The sequence below is a fragment of the Arthrobacter oryzae genome (genome assembly GCF_030812315.1).
In the GTDB taxonomy this organism is placed as follows: Bacteria; Actinomycetota; Actinomycetes; order Actinomycetales; family Micrococcaceae; genus Arthrobacter; species Arthrobacter oryzae_B.
Window position 1 is genome coordinate 48,787 of the sequence record NZ_JAUSSM010000010.1, and the last position, 23,767, is coordinate 72,553.

17 protein-coding genes are annotated in these 23,767 nt (G+C 61.7%); 4 read left to right on the forward strand and 13 right to left on the reverse strand.

Going from position 1 to position 23,767, the window contains the following annotated elements; genetic code table 11:
* Window positions 1–778 precede the first annotated feature (778 nt).
* The 9 genes from J2S97_RS18550 to J2S97_RS18590 form a co-directional block, all read right to left on the reverse strand.
* Window positions 779–1,651, reverse strand: coding sequence for an SDR family NAD(P)-dependent oxidoreductase (locus tag J2S97_RS18550; protein WP_307051416.1), 873 nt, complete (start codon window positions 1,649–1,651; stop codon window positions 779–781).
* Window positions 1,652–1,921: 270 nt separating this feature from the next.
* Window positions 1,922–2,314, reverse strand: coding sequence for an EthD domain-containing protein (locus J2S97_RS18555; protein WP_307051417.1), 393 nt, complete (start codon window positions 2,312–2,314; stop codon window positions 1,922–1,924).
* Between the two features lie 78 nt (window positions 2,315–2,392).
* Entirely contained in the window at window positions 2,393–3,688 is a 1,296-nt protein-coding gene (locus J2S97_RS18560; RefSeq protein ID WP_307051418.1) for a cytochrome P450, read from the reverse strand.
* A gap of 79 nt (window positions 3,689–3,767) precedes the next feature.
* Window positions 3,768–5,411 carry a GMC family oxidoreductase gene (locus J2S97_RS18565; RefSeq protein ID WP_307051419.1) on the reverse strand — a complete coding sequence of 548 codons (1,644 nt, stop codon included), beginning with the start codon at window positions 5,409–5,411 and terminating at the stop codon, window positions 3,768–3,770.
* A gap of 51 nt (window positions 5,412–5,462) precedes the next feature.
* Window positions 5,463–6,923: an aldehyde dehydrogenase gene (locus tag J2S97_RS18570; RefSeq protein ID WP_307051420.1), complete on the reverse strand. Its 1,461-nt coding sequence runs from the start codon at window positions 6,921–6,923 to the stop codon at window positions 5,463–5,465.
* An 89-nt stretch (window positions 6,924–7,012) separates the two neighbouring features.
* Complete coding sequence (locus J2S97_RS18575) at window positions 7,013–8,269, reverse strand: NAD(P)/FAD-dependent oxidoreductase (RefSeq protein ID WP_307051421.1); 1,257 nt, start codon at window positions 8,267–8,269, stop codon at window positions 7,013–7,015.
* Between the two features lie 2 nt (window positions 8,270–8,271).
* Window positions 8,272–9,570, reverse strand: coding sequence for a cytochrome P450 (locus J2S97_RS18580; RefSeq protein ID WP_307051422.1), 1,299 nt, complete (start codon window positions 9,568–9,570; stop codon window positions 8,272–8,274).
* 82 nt (window positions 9,571–9,652) lie between these two features.
* Entirely contained in the window at window positions 9,653–10,162 is a 510-nt protein-coding gene (locus J2S97_RS18585) for a nuclear transport factor 2 family protein (protein ID WP_307051423.1), read from the reverse strand.
* Window positions 10,163–10,610: 448 nt separating this feature from the next.
* A complete protein-coding gene (locus tag J2S97_RS18590; RefSeq protein ID WP_307051424.1) occupies window positions 10,611–10,931 on the reverse strand; it encodes a 2Fe-2S iron-sulfur cluster-binding protein in 321 nt (106 codons plus the stop codon).
* Window positions 10,932–11,338: 407 nt separating this feature from the next.
* On the opposite strand from J2S97_RS18590, the gene J2S97_RS18595 reads away from it, so the two are divergent.
* Both J2S97_RS18595 and J2S97_RS18600 read left to right on the forward strand, forming a co-directional pair.
* Entirely contained in the window at window positions 11,339–12,262 is a 924-nt protein-coding gene (locus tag J2S97_RS18595) for a LysR family transcriptional regulator (RefSeq protein ID WP_307051425.1), read from the forward strand.
* A 168-nt stretch (window positions 12,263–12,430) separates the two neighbouring features.
* Window positions 12,431–13,459 carry an alcohol dehydrogenase catalytic domain-containing protein gene (locus J2S97_RS18600; RefSeq protein ID WP_307051426.1) on the forward strand — a complete coding sequence of 343 codons (1,029 nt, stop codon included), beginning with the start codon at window positions 12,431–12,433 and terminating at the stop codon, window positions 13,457–13,459.
* Between the two features lie 173 nt (window positions 13,460–13,632).
* Here J2S97_RS18600 and J2S97_RS18605 read toward each other — a convergent pair whose 3' ends face one another.
* The 3 genes from J2S97_RS18605 to J2S97_RS18615 form a co-directional block, all read right to left on the reverse strand.
* Complete coding sequence (locus tag J2S97_RS18605) at window positions 13,633–14,601, reverse strand: hypothetical protein (RefSeq protein WP_307051427.1); 969 nt, start codon at window positions 14,599–14,601, stop codon at window positions 13,633–13,635.
* 91 nt (window positions 14,602–14,692) lie between these two features.
* Complete coding sequence (locus J2S97_RS18610) at window positions 14,693–16,081, reverse strand: FAD-dependent oxidoreductase (protein WP_307051428.1); 1,389 nt, start codon at window positions 16,079–16,081, stop codon at window positions 14,693–14,695.
* A 70-nt stretch (window positions 16,082–16,151) separates the two neighbouring features.
* Entirely contained in the window at window positions 16,152–17,522 is a 1,371-nt protein-coding gene (locus J2S97_RS18615; RefSeq protein WP_307051429.1) for an MFS transporter, read from the reverse strand.
* 294 nt (window positions 17,523–17,816) lie between these two features.
* On the opposite strand from J2S97_RS18615, the gene J2S97_RS18620 reads away from it, so the two are divergent.
* Together J2S97_RS18620 and J2S97_RS18625 are read left to right on the forward strand one after the other, a co-directional pair.
* Window positions 17,817–18,635 carry an IclR family transcriptional regulator gene (locus J2S97_RS18620; protein WP_307051430.1) on the forward strand — a complete coding sequence of 273 codons (819 nt, stop codon included), beginning with the start codon at window positions 17,817–17,819 and terminating at the stop codon, window positions 18,633–18,635.
* Window positions 18,636–18,795: 160 nt separating this feature from the next.
* Window positions 18,796–19,752 (forward strand): VOC family protein, encoded by a 957-nt coding sequence (locus J2S97_RS18625; RefSeq protein ID WP_307051431.1) that lies wholly within the window; start codon window positions 18,796–18,798, stop codon window positions 19,750–19,752.
* 1,857 nt (window positions 19,753–21,609) lie between these two features.
* Here J2S97_RS18625 and J2S97_RS18630 read toward each other — a convergent pair.
* Complete coding sequence (locus J2S97_RS18630; RefSeq protein WP_307051432.1) at window positions 21,610–23,715, reverse strand: beta-galactosidase; 2,106 nt, start codon at window positions 23,713–23,715, stop codon at window positions 21,610–21,612.
* Between the last annotated feature and the right edge of the window lie 52 nt (window positions 23,716–23,767).

Sequence of the window (23,767 nt, forward strand, 5' to 3'; positions counted from 1 at the left end):
TGTCCATAGTTGGACGCCGCGGCTATCGTCTTCCTCCCATGCATAGGGTCAGGGCCGTTCCCGCTAAGAAAGGCGTCCCGAGCAAACTTGCGGTAGACGAGGCGGCTGCCGCGCCTCTCAGAGACGGGCACGTCACCGACGGTCATTCCGCTGAACACAGCGACGATCACGTTGGCGGCACTGGCGTCGTGGACGAGGTAGTCGGCCGCTGGGGCACCGGATGTGTCTGTCAGATTTGTGCGTCGTTCTGATAGCGGAGTCACCGCTGGGTTTGAGGGTCCGGAGGGCACTTGGGGAACCGGGAGCGGTCCAAAGTTTCGCGAGGAAATAAGAGACGGAGGAGCGCCGAACGAAACTTTGGATCGTGAGCGGCGCGTAGCGCCCTGGTTGCGTGGAGGAGCTGCCCAGCGATGATGGGGATCAGAATGACAAACAGCGCAGTTGCTTACTGATCGGAGGGGCAGGCGGCAGAACGGAAAACTGTCCCCCTACGTGCGGCGTTCATGGATATATCCCGGCATGTACGGCGGTCAGCCGGCTCGGCCGCTCCCAACTCTTGCGCCGTTGGAAGGGGCAAGAAACGCGGTGGGATTTCGGACAACAAATCCAATATTCTCAGTCCGGTCCCGCTGTAACGCCGCCCATCCGAGCTCGGGAGAACAGGTTCGGATCGGGACTGCTGATCATCACTTAGGACTGCTGTTGGCGAAGCTCTCAAGCGTTCCCGGTGCTGCGGAGATGATCCTGTCCCCGAGGATGTTGGGTAGCGCCGGGGCTCTTAGGCGCCGAGGTCCGCGGGGTTCATGTCCTTGAACGCTTCCGCGACGGAAGGATTTGCCGCAATCATCTCGTCGGCGAACTGTTGGCCGGTGACGCGGTACTGGGTGAGGTCGTTGGAATCGGCGCTTAATTGGTCCGCGACCGCGGCCCATCCCTCGGGGGTGTTCTCGGCGGACTGGACCCGGGGCAGGCCAGTGAGGACCATCCGACTGGCCCGGCCGCCGCTGACCTGGAACATGTCCCCGTGCACCGTGGTGTCCTGGTGTGAGAGGTACGTGACGAAATTTGCAATGTGCTCGGGCCCGAGCCCGTCGCGGAGGGTACGGATGATGTTCGTGTCGCTGTAGGCGCCCTCCGTCATAGGTGTCCATGCCGTGGGCATCAGGGTTGAAACCTGTATTCCAACGCGGTCTCCCTCCTGGGCAAGGGTGTTGCCCAACGCCCAGATCGCGCCCTTGGCGGCCCCATAGGCAGCGGCGCCGGGATTGGCGAGAATTCCGCTGGAGGAGACAAGGATCAGGCGGCCGGAGCCGGATTTCACCAACTGCGGCCAGGCGGCCTGGGACAGCTCAACGGTGCCCTTGAAAGAGACGTCGAACACCTTCCAGAATTCCTCCATGGGCTGCTCCCCGAAGAGGCCAACGCGGATGATCCCGGCGTTGTTGACTACGATGTCGAGGTGGCCATAGGTATCCAGGGCGGTTTGGACGATCCGGGAGGCCTCGCTGGCAACGTCATGGACATCGACGACGGCGGTTCCACCAGCGGCTTCGATCTCCTTCGCTACCTGCTCAGCATGCTCGCGCGAAACATCGTTGACCACTACCCGGGCACCACGGGATGCGAGGGTGGTGGCGTGGGCCTTACCCATTCCTTACCCGGGCACCACGGGATGCGAGGGTGGTGGCGTGGGCCTTACCCATTCCTTGGCCGGCGCCAGTGACGATGGCAACGCGCCCTTCGAACTTAAACAATTTCGTCATCTCCTTGTGATCAGGCTTCGACAGCCCTATTAGAATCATCGGCGCCCGGACAGGGGCCGACAAGGCTATTACGGGTCTGGGCCGGGGCCACGCCCAAGGGGCGCTGCCCCGGCCCAGTTCCGTCTATCTCAAGCCCACACCCCGGCGTGCGCTTCCGGTCAGGCGGACGCTACTGCCTGGGTATGGAAGGGTTCGCGCAAAGTGGATTCGGGGATCCAGGTGAATCGGTCCACCTCGAAGATTTCAAAGTGGCTGCAGAATCCGATGTCGTCCGCCGCAGCTTCCGTCCACGCCTCCGACTCGGCGATCTTGGCCTTCGACTCCTCGGAATCGAACATCATCACGACAATTGCGTCCGGCTTCGCAGCGCCTCCGATCACCGGCCAGCCTTCCTGCGAATTCTTGTTCATGAACGATTCGTACCAAACCAGACCGGGGATGCGCATTCCGATTTTCGCGTGTACGTCCTTGTAGTGCGTGCGGAAGTCTTCGGCGCTTGTGCCGGCCCACCGGTATACCTCGAAGGCGAGGACAGGTCCCTTGGTTGACATGGTGTTGTTTCCTTTCGTTGGGTTCCTCGTGTTGCGGGGCTTGCTTGGTGTGGTGCCCCGCATCCTGGCCGGGTTCGGCTAGGCAGGTGTGATCCGAACCGGCAGGCTCTTGGGGCCGGACAGGAAGTTCGCGGCCACGAACTGCGGTTCGCCAAGAAGCTCGACTTTCGCTAGGCGGGGGAGAAGCTCCTCGAGCAGGACGCGCATCTCGAGCTTGGCCACGTGCTGGCCGACGCACTGATGCGGGCCGAAACCGAAGGCGAGGTGCTTGTTCGGCTTACGTGTAATGTCGAACTCGTTCGGGCGCTCAAAGACCTCCTCGTCGCGGTTCGCGGAGGGGTACATCAGCATCACGCCATCGCCGGCCGACAACTTGCGGCCGGCGAACTCGGTGTCTTCTGCCACTATCCGGAAGAAGTGCTTGACCGGCGATGCCCAGCGAAGGGCCTCGTCGACGACGCCGGGTATAAGGCTGGGATCGGCGCGCACCGCTTCGAGCTGCTCCGGATGCCGGGCGAACTGCTCGATAGCGCCCGAGATCGTCGATGACGTTGTGTCGTGTCCTGCCGTGGCGATTGCGACGTAATAACCGTTGACGAAGGACTCCGGAAGATAGTCACCGTCGACCTTGGCGTTGGCGATGAGTGAGGCGAGGTCATCCGTCGGGTTCTTCCGGCGGTCAGCGGACAGTTCGTTGAAGTAGCGGAAGAAGTCCTGGAGTGTGGCCTTCCACGCCTTCATGCTCGCGCCCTCGCCGTCCTCGGCGTCGTCCCGCTTGGAGTCGTCATCGGTGGTGCCAAAGAGGTTCTGCGTCAGGTTAAGCATCATCGGTTCGTCCTCCGGGGGGACGCCGAAAAGAGTCATGATGACCCGCAGCGGGTAATACAGCGAGAAGTCCTTAACAATGTCGACCTCCCGTTCGCCGGCCAGCAGCTTGTCGACGGAGTCACGGGCGAGCGCGCGGATCGCTTCCTCGCGTTTGCGGACATTGGCCGGCATGAACCAGGCGCTCGTCACGTTCTTGATCTTGGTGTGTTCCGGAGCGTCCATGTATGCGAGGGTGTCCTGCGTCCGCGCACCGTTGTTCGCTGCCTTGAGGTATTCGCGCCCGGCACGGTCGACGAGGAACGGATCGGCCTTGCCGCTCGAGAAAATCTTGGGATTGCGCTCGATCTCCATGATGTCGGCGTGCTTTGTTGCTAGCCAGACGGGATCGTAGCCGTCGATCTCGGCCAGGCCCAAGGGATTGTTGGCCCTCAGCCACTCGAGCGCTGGGTAGGTGCGCGTCTGCTCCTCGGCGTAGGAGGCGGGCAGCATCACCGCCTCCGCTATGTCGTTCGGGATTCTTGCTGTGTCGGTCAAGATCTCGGTCATGGACTGTCCTTCAGATGGTCGGAATATGGTTCTCGCAGGTCCGGGTGCGGACGGGAGCACGCCCGCACCGCGGAGACGGTCAGGCGTTGGCGCCCGCGGCGGCCGCCAGGTACGGGCAGGCCAAGGCTGCTGCCTGGTCGCGCGCACTGTTGATGCCGCGCAGCAGGTCCGCGGCTTTTTCGCCGATCATGATCGAGGGCGCATTGGTGTTGCCGCTCGTAATCTGCGGCATGACTGATGCGTCGGCGATGCGGAGCCCGGCAATGCCATGGACGCGCAGTTCCGCATCAACGACGCCCGTCTCCGGTGTGCCAATACGGCAGGAACCGGCGGCATGGTACATATGCTGTGTGTCGGCGCGAACCCACTGTTCCCGTAGGGTGCCGGTGACCGTGGCGCCGGGGTTCACCTGCTCTTTCAAAACAGAACGAAGCGGCGTCTGCTGGGTCAGCTCCGAAACGAAGTCGAGGGCACGCAGGACGGCATCGACCTCGTGTTGTTGGCTCAGCAGGTTGCTGACAATACGGGGCTGAGCCGTGGGGTCCGCTGAACGAAGCGTGACGGCGCCGCGCGAGCTGGGACCGTTGTAGGACAGTCCAATGGACATACCGAGGGTGTTGGGGGAGCGGAATCCGTGATCCCAGAACCAGCCCGGCACGAAGATCATTTGAAAGTCCGGGCTGGCAAGGGCAGGATCCGAACGCCAGAAGATCGCGGCTTCGCCGGCATTGGACGTAAGAACACCGGTCCCGGAGGTGCGCCATTCTTCTGCTGCCGCGGGATCGCCGGCTACGGCAAGTGTGTTGTCGGCATCCGTGGCGTAGTGGGTCAACGTGAACGGGTGGTCCTGAAGATTTCGGCCAACCTGAGGGGAATCCAGGACGACGTCGATTCCAAGGGCGCGGAGCTCGTCTGCAGGCCCGATACCCGAAAGCATCAGGAGCTTCGGTGTGTTGTAAGCCCCGGCGGAAAGCACGATCTCACGCCCTGCACGGGCAGTGACGACGTCGCCGCCGTGTTCGAACTCGACGCCGACCGCGCGTCCGGACTCGATGACGACCCGCCGCACGTAGGCGTTGGTCACCAGTTCGAAGTTCTGCCGGGCAAGCGCCGGCCGCAAGAAGGCGTCAGCTGAAGAGCAGCGCTGCCCATCGCGGCCAGTGACCTGGAGCAGACCCACACCCGCCTGCTGCGCACCGTTAATGTCGTCGTTGCGCTCGATGCCGAGCTGGGCCGCGGCCTCAATGTAGTTCTGCTCGTACCCGGAGAACCAGCGCTTCGTCGTAACGCCCATCGGCCCGTCGGTACCGTGGTACTCGTCCGTGATATCGGTGTTCGCCTCGGAGCGCTTGAAGTAGGGCAGTACCTCGTCATAGGACCAACCGGTCGCCCCGTGCTCGCTCTCCCAGGAGTCGAAATCCTCGCGCGCGCCGCGCACGTAGAACATGGCGTTCAGTGAGGAACTGCCACCGAGAACCTTGCCACGCGGCAGGAACAACCTGCGGCCGGCCAAGCCGGGCTCGGGATCGGAGTTGTAGTTCCAGTCTTTTTCTCCCTGGAAGAGGCCGGCGAACAGCAGCGGGGTGCGGATCAGGTCGTCGTCGTCGCTTCCGCCTGCTTCGAGGAGCAGGACGGTGTAGCCGTCCTCACTCAAGCGGCCGGCGACGGCACAGCCGGCCGATCCGGCGCCGACGATGATGTAGTCGTAGTCATGATCTTTCATGATGGTTTCCTCAGTTCCTGCGTTGTGGACGATCGGCGGATATAGGCTGGCTCACGGCGCGTTGTAGATGGTTTTGAGGCTCTGGTAGGCGGCCAGTCCCTCCGGACCTTGTTCGCGGCCCAGTCCGCTGGCCTTGACACCGCCGAAGGGGGAGCCGATGTCGTGGCTGTAGAAGTTGATGCCGACGCCGCCGGTCTGGATCCGACGGGCGACGTCGAGGGCGCGTTCGGTGTCCTGTCCCCAGACCGAACCGCCGAGCCCGAACTCGCTGTCGTTGGCCATCGCGATGGCATCGTCGATGGTGTCGTACGGGATGACGGCCAGGACCGGACCGAAGATTTCCTCCCGGGCGATCGTTGAGTCATTGGTGACATCGGCGAAGACCGTGGGTTCTACGAAAAAGCCTCGGTCGAGGTGCTCGGGGCGCCTGCCGCCGGTGGTGATGCGGCCACCCTCAGCCAGGCCAATCTCGATGTACTTCTCGACGCGGGCGCGTTGCCGTTCCGAGACGAGCGGTCCGACCTGTGTGGCCGGATCGAGTGCGTCCCCGACCCTGAGTGAGCTCACGATCTTAGTGATCTGATCGACGAATTCGGCGTACTTGGCGCGCGGCGCGAAAATGCGGGTGCAGACATAGCAGGTCTGGCCGTTGTTCTGCAGCGTCGCGTCGACGAACTCGGCAGCCAGGGAAGGAAGATCGGCGTCGTCGAGGAGTATCGCCGCGGACTTGCCGCCGAGTTCGAGCGTCACAGGCCGTAGCAGCTGGCCGCACGTGGCGCCGATGCTGCGGCCGGCCTCGGTCGAGCCCGTGAAGCCTACTTTGTCGACGCCCGGATGGCCCACGAGGTACGCGCCGACTTCACGACCAGCGGGAACAATGTTGAGGACACCTGCAGGCACGCCGGCCGCGTGGGCGGCTTCGATCATGGTGTAGGAGTCGATGACGGTCTCGGGCGAGGGCTTGATGACTATCGTGCAACCTGCGGCGAGCGCGGGGGCGATCTTGACGAATGCGAGGGCCTGGGGAAAGTTCCACGGCACGATTGCTGCGACAACGCCCACAGGTTCGTGGCGCACGCGTGTCGGACGACCGAAGATGCCGGCACGCTGCTCTTCGATGCCCTGCTCGCGGATAAGACCCGCGTAGTAGCGCAGCGCAACAGCAGGGAATCCGCCCTCAACTGGTCCGGACATCGAGATTGGCATGCCGTTCTGGCTGCTGACCAGGTGCGCGATCTGCGCACCGCGCTTCTCTAGCTCATCCGCGAAGCGCTCCATGATCTCGGCGCGGCGGCTGACCTCCCACGAAGCCCAGCCCTGTGGATCGTCGAATGCTGCGCGGGCTGCCGCAACAGCCCGGTCGATGTCCTTTTCTTTCGCTTCGGGGACTTGGCCGAGGGGCTGCTCCGTCGAAGGATTGATGGGCCGGAGTACGTTGCTGGTTGAGGGGTCGACCCATTCCCCGCCGATGTATAGCTGGGTTTGGGTAGTGCTTTCGACAGTGACAGTCATGGTTGTTCTCCACATCGTTGTGCTGAGTAGGGGACGGCGGGAAGCCGGGTGTTTGCGGTATAGCCTTGCGAGGACGGGTCCTCGGTGCGTCAGGCGGGAACGAGGTCCCGCAGGGGAACTGATAGATCGGGAAGGAGATCGATGGACGGTGACGCACCGGAAGTGATCCATTTTTTTCCGGCCATAAAGTCCCTAGGTGCGTTGACGGCCTCTACGGCGAGTAGCCGGTCGGCGTCGTCGAGGTGATAAATGGCGAACGAGCCGGATGACGGGTTGCCGCGGACTATCGTGCGTGACGACCCGGCGAGCAGGCCGGCGATCTTGAGATTGGCGTCGTACTGGTCGGACCAGAACCAGGGGACCTCGCTCCGCGGTACCGTCCGGCCGGTGATGGCCGCTGCTGCCTGCTTGGCCTGCTCCGTGGCGTTAGGGATGCTCTCGAGCCTGATCCGCCCGGGGTAGCCCGGTACTTCCCGGCGTGTTACGTCCCCCACGGCGTAGACTCCCGGGAGGCTGGAGCGGGCAGATGAGTCGACGATGACACCGCCGTCACACTCGGCCCCTACCTGCCGCAGCAATTCGTCTCGGGGTTCGGCGCCGACGCCGATTACCACAGCGCCGCAGGGCAGCCGCCTGCCGTCCTCGAGGATGACCGCCTCGACACCGCCGTCGCGGCTGGCGACGATCTCGTGCAGTGCCGCGTTGACGAGGACGTCCACGCCTTTGTCACGGTGGAGCGCAGTCAACGCTTCCGAGAGGTGCGGGCTGGCAACGCGCTGCAGCAGCCGCTGCTCACGTTCGATGACAGTCACCTCGCATCCGCGGCTCCGTGCTGCGGCTGCGACCTCGAGTCCGACGAATCCGCCGCCGATGATGACGATGCGTGAGCGTGATTCAAGCACGGAACGGAATCCTATGGCGTCGCGGAAGGTCCTCAACGACCAGCATCCGCGTTCGGGAAGCTGATGCGTCAACGTGCGGGCCCGTGCACCCGTTGCCAGGACGAGCTCGTCGAAACCGTGCTCGCTGCTGTCATCGAGCGTCGCCGTCCGGTTGGTCAAATCCAGTGACTCAACGCGACGGCCGAGCTTGAGCTCGATGTTCTGGTCGATGTAGTAGGACGGGTCGCGGAGCAGATCGGCCTCGGCGTCCCCGTGCAGGTACGCCTTGGAGATCGGTGGGCGGTGGTAGGGGTGCTCGTCCTCGTCGCCGACGATTGTGATGGTTCCTGTGTGTCCGTACTGGCGTAGGCTTGCGGCCGTTGCGGCCCCGGCGTGGCCGGCACCGATGATGAGAACGCGTGAGGGTGGGGAATCAGAGTTTGACGCCAGGCTCTCGGTGCTCATCGTCAGGCCGCCTCGAACCGGATCGGCAGGGTCTTGGGGCCGGACAGGAAGTTCGCTTCGACGTAGCTGACGGGGCCGGCCAGCTCGATCGATTTCAGGCGCGGCAGCAGCTCTTCGAAGAGGATGCGCATCTCGAGTTTCGCGACGTGCTGTCCAATGCATTGGTGAGGACCGTATCCGAAGGCGATGTGCCTGTTCGGCTTGCGCGTGATGTCGAAAGAGAAAGGATCGGTGAAGACTTCCTCGTCCCGGTTGGCCGACGGGTACATCAGCATAAGGCTGTCGCCGGCGCGCAGCTGGCGGCCACGGAACTCCGTGTCTTCCGCCACAATGCGGTGGAAATGCTTGACGGGTGAAGCCCAGCGCAGGGCCTCGTCCACGAGCCCCGGAATGAGGGAGGCATCAGCGTGTACGGCCTTGAGTTGCTCCGGATGGGCCGCCAGCTGCTGGATTGCCGTTGCCGTCGTCGCCGATGTCGTGTCGTGGCCAGCGGTTGCGATGGCAATGTAATATCCGTTGACAAACGAGTCGGGCAACGGCGCCCCGTGGACTTCCGCGTTCGCGATGATTGAGGCGAGATCCTGGGACGGGTTCGAACGCCGATCGGCAGACAGCTTGTCGAAGTACTCGTGGAATTCGAGAACCGCTGCCCGCCATGCGCGTGCCGCGGCCTCCGGCGTGGCCGGGACGTCAGTGCGCTGCTGCTCCGGATCGGAGTTGCCGAACATGTCCTGGGTCAGCTTGAGCATCGTCGGTTCGTCCTCCGGCGGGACACCGAACAGACTCATGATCACGCGCAGCGGGTAGTGGAGGGCGATGTCCTTGACGAAGTCGACTTCTCCGTCGTAGGAGAGCAATTTTTCCACTGACTGCCGGGCAATCGTCCGGATAGCCTCTTCCCTCTTACGGACATTCGCGGGCATGAACCAGGACGCTGTTACGTTCTTGATCATCGTGTGTTCTGGGGCATCCATGTTGGCCAGCGTGTCGAGGCCCCGTCTGCCTTCGTTCATCGTCTTGAGGAAGTCGGTGTCGACCACTGAATTGATGTAGGGCTCGCCGAGACCGCTACGGAAGACCGCGGGCGTTCGTTCGATCTCCATGATGTCCGCGTGCTTCGTGGCCAGCCAGATGGGAGCGTAGCCTTCGACCTCGGCGCGGGCGAACGGCATGTTTTCGCGTAGCCACGTCAGGGCCGGGTGCACGATCCCGGCTTCGTCCCTGTAGGAGGCCGGTAGAATGACCGACTTGGCGATGTCATCCGGGATGATGATCTGGTCTTGGGTGACGGCAATGGACATGAGGGATCTCCTGATGACGGGTCCCCACGGGAGTGGGGGAAAAGGGGGTGTGTGGTGGGAGCTGCGGGCGGCGCTGGCGGGGTCAGCCGAAGACGCTCTGGTCCTCGTCGCCTTGCGTCCAGACGACTCGCAGGTGCATGCGGGACAAAAGCCAGCCTTCGGGAGTGCGGCGGAAAGTCCACTCATAGGGACCGCCGATGTCATAGTGCTTCGACGGATTCTGCGGATCTTCCACTCCAGCGAACCAAAGGTAGGCAGTGCCGGTGGCAGTATCGCCGTCGATCTCGAACTGCATGTTCGTCATCGAATGCTGCATGGCGCGGTAGGGCTCTTCAGCGGCCTCGCAGACCTCGCGGATCTTCTGCCGGCCATGGTGTGTGCCGAAGGGCCCGAACTCGAATTCCGCATCTTCGACGAAGCACTGGCCCCACGCGTCCCAATCTTTCGCGTCAGACGTGCGGCAGTAGCGATTCATGAGGGCCGCGAGGGCTTCCTTATCCTCAAGCATCCGGACACGGGCTTCGAGTTTCTTGACGTAGTTAGTCAGTTCGGAGTGAGTTCCTGCGGTCTGGTTCATTTCCTGGATGGTCATGGCGTGCCTTTCGTAGTTCCCGTTGTGCAAACTTCGCTGTTCGCTGCGGGGGGTTCTTCCCGTTTGCCTATGTGGTTGTTGCGTCTGTGTATGTGACCGGGGAGCCTCGCCGGATGAGAAAAAGGCTACGGCTGTGACTCCGGTCACGGTAGGGATGAATCGGCTATCGGGTGATGCTTCCCCGGCATTACCGCTCCAGCGGGTATCTGTCCGCGCCGCCCAACGTCTTGATGGTTCTTAAGCCACTTCGCTTGTGTAATGCAGTCCCAGCCAAGGAAGGGCAGCAAAGGTTCGGTCGCACTCTCCCGGGTGGTCATCGTCCTCGGACGGTACAGCCTCAGCCGCAGCCTTCCAGGATCCGGAAAAGAGGCAACGCGATTGATCGGTCATTTTGTGCTCCTTCAGATCTGGGCTTGCCCCTGGAGGGCCTGGGGCGGTTTTGTGTGGTTCAGCCTTGCGTGGGTGGGGTCCGGACGCAGAGTCCGTCATGCTCGGCGCCGAGCAGGAGCTGGCAGGATAAGCGTGAGGTGGGCCGGGCGTCATCCAGGAATTCGATGAGGGCGTCCTCCTCGGGCGCTGGATCTTCGAAGGTCTTATGCCATGGTTCGTCGACGTAGACGTGGCAGGTGGCGCAGGAGCAGCCGCCGCCGCATTCGGCGACGATGCCGTCAATGCCGCGCAAGGTGGCGACTTCCATGAGGCTCATGCCGGGTTCGACTTCAACAGGCTGTTCTTTTCCGTCAGCCGTGATGTAGGTGATCTTGATCATGGAATTCCTTATTGCGTCTGGCGGAACAAGGTCCCGCAGGGGATGTGAAATGCCGCGAAGGGATTAGGGTCGGGCGAAGCGCCGGAAGCCCCGATGCAAACAAGGACGCCGGCCGTAAGCGCCCGTGGGGATGATTTCTGAGGCGGTTTCCGGTCTGTTTCTCGATGAAATGCCTCGTCTGGTACCGACTTTATAGGGGTGATTCAGGTCACGGTAGGCGCCGATTTTGCATCGGGTAATGCCCCTGGAAGCATCACTCCGGGATGCGCGCGCCAGGTGGCCCGCGTCGACCTTCATCGTCATGGACGGCGCATCAGCCTCGATTTCTACCTCCTGGTGGCGGTGGAACGTATACTCAAAGAAATATGTGGTTTAGTGCACACTGTTGTGCCAGGAAGAGGTCGCCCATGGATGTGCGCCAGCTTCAGATGTTTATCGCAGTGGCCGAAGAGGGCAGTATCCACGGGGGCGCGCGCCGGATGATGATGGCGCAGCCGGCCATGTCGAAGCGGTTGCGGGCATTCGAGAAGCAACTGCAAACGCAGTTGGTCCTGCGTTCGCCTCGGGGCATCGAACTGACAGTGGCGGGGGAGGTGTTGCTCGGGGAGGCTTACGAGATTGTCCGCTCGCTGGACCGGACAGTCGACATCGTCCAGCAGGCCGGTCGGAGGCAGAAGACCTTGACCGTCGGATTGATCTCCGGGGCTGCTTCGGCGTCGGAGTTGACCGCAGACATCATCCGGGGCTTTCAGCTTCTCTGCCCTAATGTCACGCTCACAGTTCGTGAGCTGGACTTCGCCGACCAATTTACGGCCGTCGCTGACGGGCATGTCGACGTGGCCCTCGTGCGCGCTCCGTGTGGTGATGATCGGGTCAGTACTACACCGCTTTTTGACGAGCCGCTCGTCCTGGCGCTCAGATCCGATCACAAGCTGGCGGAAGCATCAGGGGTTTCCGCCGATGCGATCATGGACGAAACGATGCTGGCCATGGGCGACGCTCCGCGCTCGTGGACGAGCTTCTGGCATCTTGACGACCTTCGCAGGTCTGCCCCGAGAACCGGCCAGTCCGTCCGCACACTCGCTGAACTGCAGTTCGCGTTGCTGAGCAGCAATGAGGTCATCATGCCGATGACCCTCACAGCCTGGCGCATGAGCGCCCAACATTCCGATCTACGCGCCCTGCGCATCGACGGTACGCCTTCGTCAACCGCTGTTGCTATGAGACGACAAAGCGACGACCGTGAACATGTCTTGGCCTTCACCTCGCACGCCCGTGAGGTTGCACGGCAACTCCTAACGAAGGTGCCCGAAGCCGTGTTGCCGGCCTAGTACGCGGGTCAGGTGATATCGGTGAGGCATTCCCTGATGGTCGATATCTCCCTACCGCCGTGCGCTCCTCCGGCATAGCGTGGATGCTCAATCACTTTGCCCTCGCCGTGCGCGGCCAGGCTCAATGGATGTAGGGCCAAGTCCATATCAAGCATCGAAGGAATATCAATGGATTCAATGCAGGCATACCAAATGCTCGAATGGGGCAGACCGCCCGAGTATCGCGAAGTCCCGGTGCCCGAGCCGAAAGCCGGGCAGCTGCTGGTCAAGATGGCGGGCGCTGGCCTGTGCCATACGGATCTGACCATCATCCACAGCCCTGCCGGGTTCTGGCCGGATCCGCCTTTTACCCTCGGCCACGAGAACGCCGGCTGGGTGGCAAAGATGGGGCCCGATGTCTCCGGGTTCCAGGAGGGTGACGGAGTCCTTATTTCCGCAATGTACTTCTGCAACTACTGTGACAAGTGCGCGCGGGGTTTGCATGAGCAATGCCGCAACATCGGACTGCCTGGCTACGGCGTAGGGTACGACGGCGGCCTTGCCGAATATATCCTCGTCGAGGCGAAGCACGCCGTCCAGCTTGGCACACTCAATCCTGTCGAGGCCGCGCCTCTCGCGGATGCGGCGGCCACTTCGTATCATGCGGTCAAACTGATGATGCCGCAGCTGGTACCTGGTTCATCTGCCGTAGTCATCGGCGTCGGTGGTCTAGGAGCATATGCCGTTCAGTACCTCAAGCAGCTCACGGCCGCCAGAATCATCGCAGTGGATACTGTCGATGACCGCCTCAGCAATGCCAAGAGACTAGGCGCAGACGAGGCCTTCATCTCAGACGGGGATACCGCCGAGAAGATCCAGGATCTGACGCAAGGGGGTGCCGATGCCGTGTTCGACTTTGTCGGCAATACACCAACACTGACCACAGGCCTTTCGTCTCTAAGCCAAGGGGCCCGGCTTGTCGTCGCGGGCATCGGCGGCGGCGAGGTTCCCATGGGCTGGGAGAGAATCTCGATGAATGCGGGATTCATTAACACGCGCGGATTCAATCTTCCCGACCTTAACGAAATTGTGGCCCTCGCCCGCGAGGGCCGTATTGAAATGGCGGCCACCCACTTCGCCTTTGATGCCATCGAGACTGGACTCGACGCCCTGGAATCAGCATCTGTTGCCGGGCGCGCAGTCGTTACGTTCAGCTAACATCCTCTGATCTGGACCGCAGAGGCCAATAGGAGACAGTCTCCGCAGTCGACGGGCGGCGCGGAGGCTGGGAAACGCCTCAATGTCCGCGCGGCCTTCGGCCGCGCGGACATTGAGCCCGTTGCCCGATCAGGGAACTTTGACGCTCAGAGGCCGGCCTATTTGTTGCCCTTCTAGAATTGTGGCTGCCGGCGTTCTGCCGCCGGATACGGCAGTTCCGGGATGAAGCGCCATTGTGCCCCGAACCCGTTGACGGGCTCGATGACTACTGACCCGCCGTCGTGCGTGAAGGGAACGTCAACCTGCGCCAGGTGTGCACCCGCCGCCTCTGGGTCTTTCACCAGGAAGCTGACGCCGTAGTAAAGGTCGCGGCCGTCCGAGAGTTTGGCCGAATAGGGGCTGTCCGGTTCGGGCACGGCGCATTCGAGCACAGTGTCTGCAAGCCGGATGAACGTGCTTTCCGCATCCAGTGCGGCATTGTGGCCGTGGCCAATGACTTGCCCTTCCAGTACGTCTACGTAGAGTTTTGACAGGCGTGCGGGGTTCCCGGTGAGGATTGTGTGGTGTGAGGTCAGCACGATGGAGAGCGGGTCGTTCGGGTCCGGCGAAGGGCCCTTCCATTCGGGGCGAAGCCTCGGATCTGCCTGCCGCGCGTAGTGCTCCCAGTGCCGCTCGCCAGTTTCCTGGAACTCGTATCGGATGCCCGTGTCCTCGGGCATGGTGAACCCGGTGAATACGTCGGAAGCGAATGAGGAGGTGGGAGGCTTGGCATTGGTGATGATCTTTCCCTGCTGGTCGTGCGCCCGGATCCCGGCTCCTGCCAGTTTCTCGAACATCCCGACGGCGTCATCGGTGTACCAGCCCAACCCGATCATACCGTCAGAGACGCCCTTGTACCGGGTCTGGCCCGCGAGAGCACCTTGGGCATGGAGCGTCGGGCAAAGGAAGACCCAGTGAATATCGGTGATGAAGGCGAAAAACGAATAGTTCACCGGATAGTCGGGGTTGAGCAGGCTCAGGTCGAGCGTTTCTTCCCAGCGAAGGTCGGGGCGTTCGAACACCTTTCGGAACCATGTGCGGGCCTCTTCGAGATCGGGAACGGCCAAGGTGGGGTGGTACAGGGCTGGAACATTCGGGGCCATGGTAAACCTTTCGTTTTTCAAACTTGTGAGCGGATAGCTTCGTCGGGGGCCTCGTGGGCCATGTTGGGGCGTGGGCGTATGCGGTGGAGTGTCAGGCCCTAAGGGCGAACTGCGTGGCGGCCTGCCGTGCGACGATACGGCCGAATACGGCGCCCTTGCCGAGTGACGTGCCGGTCATATACGCGGCGCCGTGGAAACCGCCGGTGACCTCGCCGACTGCGTACAGACCCTCGATGACTTCGCTATCGACGTCCACCACCTCACCGCTGGTGTTGATGGTGATCCCGCAGTAGGTCGTGGTCATCAGGGACTTGGCCGGGTAAGCGTAGAAAGGTGCCTGGTCGATTGGCTGCAGCGCACCGACTCCATTGCACAGGCTGGTTCGGCCTAGCTCATCCTCCTGCCGGCCGATGACGGCTTCGTTGTACCGGGCCACGGTCTCAGCGAGGGCGGCTGGGTCGATACCGGCCACCTCGGCGAGTTCTTCGAGGGTGTCGGCCTTGTGAACATGGCCAATGTCCTCCAGCGTGTCGATGTCCTTCAAAGGAATACCCCGGTGGGATTTGGCGCGGACCTTGGCGTCGAAAATCTCGAAGCCGAGCCCCTCGGGCTGGCCCAGCACCTGCCGTCCCAGGGTCTTGTAGTCCTGTGATTCGTCCATAAATCGACGACCGTGCTTGTTCACGACGATCGCGCCCATGTAGTAGGCGGTGAGGAGTTCGTGGAACTCCTCACCTGTCTCGGGATGGGAGCCGTATGTGCCGGAGACGAAGGACATGTCCGCCATGCCGGCACCGAGCTTCCACGCCATCCTCAGCCCGTCACCCGTGTTGCCTTTGCCGCCGTACGGGATGGCGGCGAGCTGCTCGGGGGCGAAGATCTTCAGCAGGTCCGTACCCCGGCTGAACCCGCCGGTGGCGAGTACGACTCCCGCACGCCCGGTGAACAACTGCCTTCCTTCGGGGGTATCAGCCATGACAGCGGTTACCCGGCCGTCGGTGTTTCGGACCAGCTTGTGCGCGCTATGGCTGAGCCGGCTCTGCCCGCCCAGGGCGGTATAGTCCCGGTGCAACGTGGCCAGGACTTCCTTGATCGACGAGTTGTGGCTGCGCCGGGCGGACTGGCCCGAGCTGATCTCAACTTCCCGGAACACCACCCCGTGGGCCTTGAGCCAGCGATAGGTGTCCTTCTGATGGGCCAGGTAGGCGTCCAGGAGCGACCGGTCGTTGCGGTGTTCTCCAACCTCGAGCAGGTCCTGGAGGAATAACTCAGCGGAGTCGTCGATGCCCTCCGCGGCCTGTTCCTCGGTGCCCGTGAACGCGAACCAGCCGCCGCTCATGGCCGAGGAGCCGCCCAGCTGCCCGGTCTTTTCCAGCAGCACTACCGACAGGCCCGCCTCTGCCGCGGACGTTGCGGTTGACTGCCCGGCGATACCGGAGCCGATAACGACCAGGTCATAGGTGTATTCAGGAATCGTCATTCTCCACTCTCCTTCTAGGTGTCTCTTGAATCAGTGGTGCACCCTCGTATGCGCATGGGTGTTCACCCCGTCAGTTCCTCGGTTCGGCCGGCGCCATCAGGGCAGCCGGGACATCCGCGCTGGCGGTGGCCCCGTTCACGAGTTGGCGATCAGTTCTTGGCAGCCCGAGTTCTTCCAAGGGAGTGCGGTACGTTTCGCGGGCGGTGAGAGCGGCGATGGCGGCGATGACGAGAGCGCCCGCGACCATGCAAGCGACGGGCATCCAATTGGTGGGGTCTCCGCGGGTCAGTAGGGTAGCAATTGACGGTGCGAACCCGGATACGACTGAACCGATCTGGAGTCCGACCGCCATGGAGGTGTAACGGACCCGCGCGGTAAACATTTCTGCGTAGAAAGCCGGGTAGATGGCTCCGCAGAATGCCAGGAACAAGCCAACCATAAGCGCGTTGGTGACGAACATCAGGGGAATATTGCCTGCCGATACTGCCGAGAAGAACCCGAATGTCATGACCCCCGTGCCGAGTGCGCCCACCACGAACACGGGTCGGCGTCCGATCCTGTCGGCCAATAAGCCCGCCAGGGGGCGGACCAGCAGGGCGACGATCTGAGTCACGACGGCGGACCACAGTACTGTGGTCCGGTCGATCCCCATCGAGATGGCGAACGCGACGCCGAAAACGTTCATGATGGAATCGGGGACGAAGTAGAGCGTCGCTATGGCGACCCGACTGATACCTTTCCAACTGCTCCGGGCTGCCTCGAAGAGCGGGATCTTCGCCGTCTCGCCCTTCTGTTTGACTTGCTCGAACACCGCGGGTTCCTCGAGCGTGCGGCGGACAAAGAACGCGATGAAGAGGACGACGATGCTGGCCAGGAACGGCAGGCGCCAACCCCAGGTGAAGAGGATTTCGTCAGGCATCGCTGCGATTGGGATTAGGACGAGAGTAGCGAGAAGCATTCCGGCGCCCACGCCTTCGACCGTCCAGCTGCCCCAGAAAGCCCGGCTCCGGTCTGGAGCGTGTTCAATGGTCAGCGAGCTGGCACCTGCGACTTCGCCACCGGCAGAAAAGCCCTGCAAGAGCCGCATGGCGACCAAAAGCATCGGCGCCAGAGGTCCGATCTGGTCGAAGCTGGGAAGGAGCCCGATAACGAACGTGGCCAGCCCCATGATCAGCAACGTTGCCAGCAACGCATTCTTGCGCCCGAACTTGTCACCAAAGTGGCCGATCACTACGGCACCCAGCGGCCGGGCCAGATAAGCGACTCCGAACGTGGCGAAAGACATCAACGTCGCAGCTTCCGACCCTGGGAAGAAGACCACCGGGAAGATAAACGCGGCCGCCGACGCGAAGAGGACAAAGTCGTAGTACTCGAGTGCCCCGCCCAGGAACGCTGAGAGGGCGGCCTTTCTGGTCTGAGCGGTTGCTCCGGTCTTGATCATTACTGGAAACTCCTCGATTGCCGACGTCAAAGGACATCACGTGCTTGGTGGTCTAAGGGATGGACGCGGCAGGCTCGTTATCGCACTGTCCCCGCATTGTTCGAGCCTCATTGGGCGCTACCTAGAGAATGTCTGTGAACAAGGTCATGGTCGAGATCGTTTCTCACTGAACGAGAAGGACAAGTTTCTGCCCGCCGAGGCCTTGGTGGGCGATAGTATCTGCTGTGCAGGCAAATGGATCGCTCGTCCGGGCAGTCTGCGGAGCGGGGCGGGACAGAAGCGGTCGGAGGCCGAATGCCAGCGCAGAACGAGACGATGATCGAACGGGTCATACGCATCCTCGAAGTGTTTGGCGCCGGCGAGAATGCCTTGACGGCATCAGAGATCGCCAGGAGGGCCAAGCTTCCGCTGGCCACTGCTCACCGGATTGTGGGTGACCTCGTTGCCGCCAGGGTTCTGGAACGTGAACCAGACCGCCGGGTGCGCATCGGCTTGCGTCTTTGGGAACTCGCAACCCGGGCGTCCAGCGCCATGTCACTGCGCGATATTGCGCTGCCGTACATGGAGGATCTTCACGCAGTGGTCAAACAGCATACCCAGCTCTCGGTTCTGGACCGACATGACGTGCTCTACCTCGAGCGGCTCTCATCCAAGGACGCCACTTCCGCCAACACTGCGACGGCTGGATCACGCCTACCTGCGCTGCAGTGCGCACCGGGCATCGTCCTTGCGGCGTACTCACTGCCCGCAGTTCGGGACGAACTACTCACCTGGGGCAGGCTCACAGAGTTCAACAAACAAACCGTCATGGGCAGGGATGACCTCAGGAAGATCATCGCTGAGGCCCGCCGGGTTGGCTATGCATTGGCCCCGGGCTGGATACACACCGACGTCTCTGGAATCGCCGTCCCCATCTTGGCGGCGGACGGCGGGGCAATTGCCGCGCTGTCCATCACGATCAAACGCGACAGCGCTGATGAACTCACATACCTCCACGCGCTGCACACCACGGCACGCGCTGTTTCCCGGGCCATGAATGTCGAGAACTTGGTGACGGACCCGCGCTTGAACCTGCTTAAGCAACAAATCCGGAGGGCCACTGACGCCGACTAAGCCGAAGAGGGATACTTGCATTCCACAGTTGCGGCTTCTCGCTGAGTGGGAAGGGGCGTTGTGGGTTCGGGATTGCTCAGAGAAGGTTTCAGAAACCTATGCGGGCCCCGCCTAACGGCAGGCAACTCGCTAAACTCGACCAGCCCCAGAAAGTTGCGAAATGAATGCCACGGCCCTGATGAGTACCGCTGTCCCAATGATGTTTCACCCCACGCTGGTGGTCGACGACCTACGGCAAGCGACCGAGTGGTTCCAAAGGGTCTTCGGTCGTCGCGGGGTCCGATGGGAGGAGAAATACGACTTCTCAAAGCTAAAAGGGGACTATCCCAAGGACTACTCGATCTTCATCCACATCGGTGGTGTCGTAGTTGACGTGCTTTCGCCAAAGTTGCTCGCGCTGCCGGAAGGCAAGGCGGCCCCGTACCCGGAAGGCCACGGACTGTCGGACATTGCGTGGTACACGGAGGATGCGCGCGCCCTGGCGAGATACCTCACCTCACGAGGAATTGGCGTGCGGGATCAGAATGGGTCCCTTGTCGAGGACGGTCACCTGCCGGTCTCCAACCTGGCCGATGATTGCTACATCCTATGGACCCTTCCGGAAGACACCGGCCTGACCTACGAATTTCTTGAGATGGGGGAGCAGCACCGCGAGTTCTATTCAAGGCAAGGTGACCCGCGGCTTAACCCGTGCTGGACCCTGCCGGCCCCAGCCGCTGACGACCCTCTCGGTGTGGTTCGGAACCTGCACCACACAATCCTCACCCTCGACCTTGAGCGGGCCGAGCGGCTCTACACCCAGATCCTGCCCGGGCAGGTGGTCCGCCGCGGCGTAGATGCCCAGTGGGGCGCCGAGAGTGTCTTCATCGAGTTTGCCGGATCAGTGCTCGAATTCGCCCGGCCGAATTCGGGAACGATCACGGATGTCTTTACCGGCGAGGCGACGGATACGGATAGCTACGTTGGCATGACCTACCAGGTAGTCGACCTCGAACGTGTGGCACGGCACTTTACGCAGCAGAGGATCGGCTTTGTACGGGAAGGCGAGACGCTGGTTACCTTCCCTGCCGAAACCATGGGCGTGCGATGGACTTTTGTTGAAGGCCTTCGCCCATGACGGTCCAAACCCGACGAAAAGAAGTTGGCTGTGCATTTTCGAAGAAGAATGCCAGCTGTCCTTGCAGGACGACGTACGCGCGAATTTGCGTGGGAGAACTGCACTTGGTTGTGTAAGACGCGGCGAGTGAGCTCGGTTTCATGTTTGGTGTTTGAAAAAGTCGAAATTGGGGTGTGCACAATGTGCACACTCAGCGCCTCGGTCTGGGCCGTACACAGGCCGGATCGGGCCGGATTCCTTATGTTTCCGGGGGAGCGGCGGGTTTGTAAGGGCTGGAACCCGGTTCGAGTCCCACCTCGGGCACGGCAGATCCCCTCGTCGGAGGGGTTTTTGCTTTAACGTGTGGACATTGTTCGTCGGATGGTCCTCTGACGCTGTCCGCGGTCTGCGCCTGGCGCCGCGGTGGCCTATTTGGTTGTGAGGGTGGCGGGGTCAGGGCCCTGGCCTGTGGGCCCTCCGGCTGCTGAGATCTAAGGCTATGTGTAGTTTCTAGCTGTTTCCGTTGGCCAGTTGTTGGCCTTCACCCGTTCATGGTCACGAGTTGTGGTGACGACATGACCAAGATGAATCTTCTTCAAAGACGTTCCTCGAATAGCTGCCTTCGGCGAGCCACGTATGTTCGCTCATAGCGTGTTTGTCCGGTCAAAGACGGTGTGCACATTGTGCACACCTTTGTGCACGGGCGGCTTTCAACCTGCATTTTGGTCCCTTCCCTCTGGTTCTGCCGACACCACTTCATGTACGTCTCTGTTGCAGGCGACCTGACTTTGCGCGCTGATCGAACAGCATGAGCTCGGCGGCGAGACCAAGAGGAAGCACGCGTGTGGTGGCTTCGCGATTGCCGTGGTGGAGTGACGCCATATGGGACTGTCCGCCCTCTGGCTCGCTCAGGTGCTAACAACGGGGTCGGGCTGACAGGGCGCGAGCACATGCGCCTGCACAACTGGGGAAGGTGCGTCATGGCTGAAATCAATGCGGTGCTGGCCGGAGTGACGGCGGAAGAACTCGAGGAGACGTCGCAACTGGGCGGAAGGGGCACCTGGGGCGGCAACTGATCGATGCGCTTGACCGCTCCGCGGGCGGTTCTGATGCCCGCAAAGACCTCAGCGACCGCATCTTCCAAACCCATAGCTAAAGGCTAAAGCAGGCTCCCAAAGGATAGGCCGCCGAAACGGCTGGCATGGACGCTTCTGCCACGGGTTTCCGGGGAATTTTGGAACGCCGATAGTGGGCCTTCTGTCGTAATTGATAGGACGGCAGGGACCTGAGAGCAGGCCACAGTTGGGGTCACCCCGGATTATCCACGGCTTGGTACGGAAGCCACTCGGCAGCGGAACTGATCGTCCAGATACTCTCCCGACGATTGAACAGGACGTTGCACAATTGCCGAGCTTCGGTTTGCGCTATCTCTCATAGGCGAATTTCCGGCTGTTTCGACATCCTCTCGCTGCGTCTCCCATCTGGGTAGGTGATAAGTGCGTTGCGGACGTGTTCAAAGTGACAGGAGTGCACCACCAAATGCGAAGCGAAAGGGCCACTCCGCACTCCGAGCGAAGGAAAATCCAGACCGCGAGCCCTTCGCCGGAGCATACTCAATGGTGGAGCCCTAGAGAGCGACTGTCTCGTTCCGCTGGGCCAGCCAGCGGCGCCAAGGATCGCCCACCATACGGCGACATGGCGACCTGCGGCGGAAAGATACTCATTGGGGATGCTTCACAGTGGTTGAATCAGAGGTGATGCTCGGCGGAATGCACTGGCCAACACAGTGCAATTGCCCGGCTCCATGGAACTTCTTCCGTCTGGCAGGGTGTTCCCCGTGTTTCGACCACGGTAGGTCGCAGTGGCGTCCGCCTGGCATTAACCGTGGGGTTCTATGAGTATTCGAACGTCCCAGGCGGCAAGCTCGATTTTGGTCAAGTTGGTCAATTTCCGGTCGAGGACGTCGTCCACGGGCGCCGATGAGGCAATTGTCGCTGGTTCCCAGCTCCAGTTGTGTACGAAGTGCACACGTCTCTGGTCGGCGTTCGTTGCCGAGTGAACGGTGACTGCCTCTGGTAGGTCTTCCCAAACTGCAGTTTGTTCCGAGGTAAGCCAGCGGATGATGTCGGCGCCAAGTTCGGTATTTGGCAGGGTGCCGATGGTGGTTATTCGGCCGGACCCGGTTGCCTTGGTGACGATGGCGGGGTAGCGACCAAACTGGGGGTGCCGGTAGCTAGCGAGGACTGTGGCCTCGTGCTCCTCGAGATAATCGACCCAGCGCGTTGCGCGGCTTTCCGTGGAGAGCTGCAAACCCACGGCGGGTTCCAGTGCGAGCGGGATATCGAGTTGCGAGAATTCCTGATAGCTGACCCCTGCCTGTGTGGCGAGTCGGGAGGGTTTTGTTTCGAGCCGGGCTCGGGACTCGTGGTCGGCGTATCCGGTGCGCATGCCGAGCACGAGGTGTCCGCCGGCGTCAGCATAGGCTCGTAGCCAGTCCAGCAATTCGTCATCGGCAATAAACAGGCCGGCAGCGATCAGGACGGGCAATTCCTTAGCCACTTGGGCAGGGTCGAGAGCCTGGCCTTCACCTCCCGCGATCTGCCGGTCGTGAATGATGCGGACAGGAGCTCCTGCATGGAAGGCTCCTTGGTAGAAGGCCTCGAAGATTTTCTCGTAGGAGCGTTCGTCTCCTCCAAGTGAGGCTTCGTTCGCGAAACAGGGCTGGCCGGCCAGTCCCCACTTGGAGTCATTGGAGTAGATCATGCCGATGCTTGCGTCCGGGGTGAGGCCGACCAACGCTTTGTCGGCGGCCTTAAGCTCCGCGCCCAGTTGCGCCAGTTCGCGGTAGACGCGTCCGGGCTTCTGGTCGTGTGGGAGGACGCCGATCCAGTACGTTTCTGTGCCGCAGTGGTTGCTTGCCCAGTGCCAGTATTCGATCATTTCGGCGCCGCGGGAAATGAGTGCGTAAGCCGCCTGCCGCCACTGTCCGTCGAACGCAGGGTATTGCATTTCTGAACCCCCGATAGCGCCGGCGTTAGTTTCAGTGACCAGGAAAGGAGCTTGTTTGGATGAGTACATCCTGTCGCCGCTCCGAAAAAGAGTCCAGGCGCCGCCGGCGGCCCAACCTTGGGATGTGTTATTCGACGACGGGATGGCGAAAGCGTCCTGCATGGCGTAATAGGGGTTGCCGGCCGTGATATCGAAATCGCGTGTCACGTCCTGATCGTGCTGGGAAGGTAGGTCGTACGAGATGCAGGTGGTGACGAACTGTTCCGGCGTGGAATATTCGCGGACGATGGCACTCTGCCATTGAAGGAATTCGGTAGTGAGACGGGCTTGGAATCGACGCCAGGCGAGGTCGTACTGTGGCTGTGCATTGTTGTCGGGGGTCCAGAGATCTGCCCAGGTAGAGAGTTGGTGGGACCAGTAGACCAGGCCCCATTCCTTGTTGAGGTTTTCCACCGTTCCGTACTCATGCCGGAGTTCATCTGTGAACCGCTGGAAGACCCCGCGGTTGTGGAAGGAGCGTAAGCCCGGTTCGTTATCAACCTGGTAGCCAATCACGGCCGGGTGTTTCGAAAACCGTTCGACAATTTTGCGAATGACGCGTTCTGCGTGGAACTTGAAGGCCGGGTGGGTGTAGTCCATTTCCTGGCGGGCTCCCCATCCGAGTGGCCGGCCGGTACTGGTTTCAGCCGCGATTTCCGGGTAGCGGCGTGCCAGCCACATCGGAATCGCATAAGTCGGCGTACCCAAGATCACCGAAATACACCGTTCATGCGCGCCGTCCAGAACTGGTGTCATCCACTCAAGGTCGAAACAGCCATCCTCTGGCTCCCATTTGGACCAAGTGGACTCACCTACGCGGATGACGCTCATGTTTGCTGCCGCCATGAGGTCGAGGTCTTCCTGGAGGCGGGGTGAGGGTTGGTATTCGTGGTAATAGGCTGTTCCGAAGAGCACTTTGCGGGGTCGTTCAGACATGCGATCTTTCTTTCGTTAAGGAGACGGGCATTGAGACATGCTCTGAGGAGGC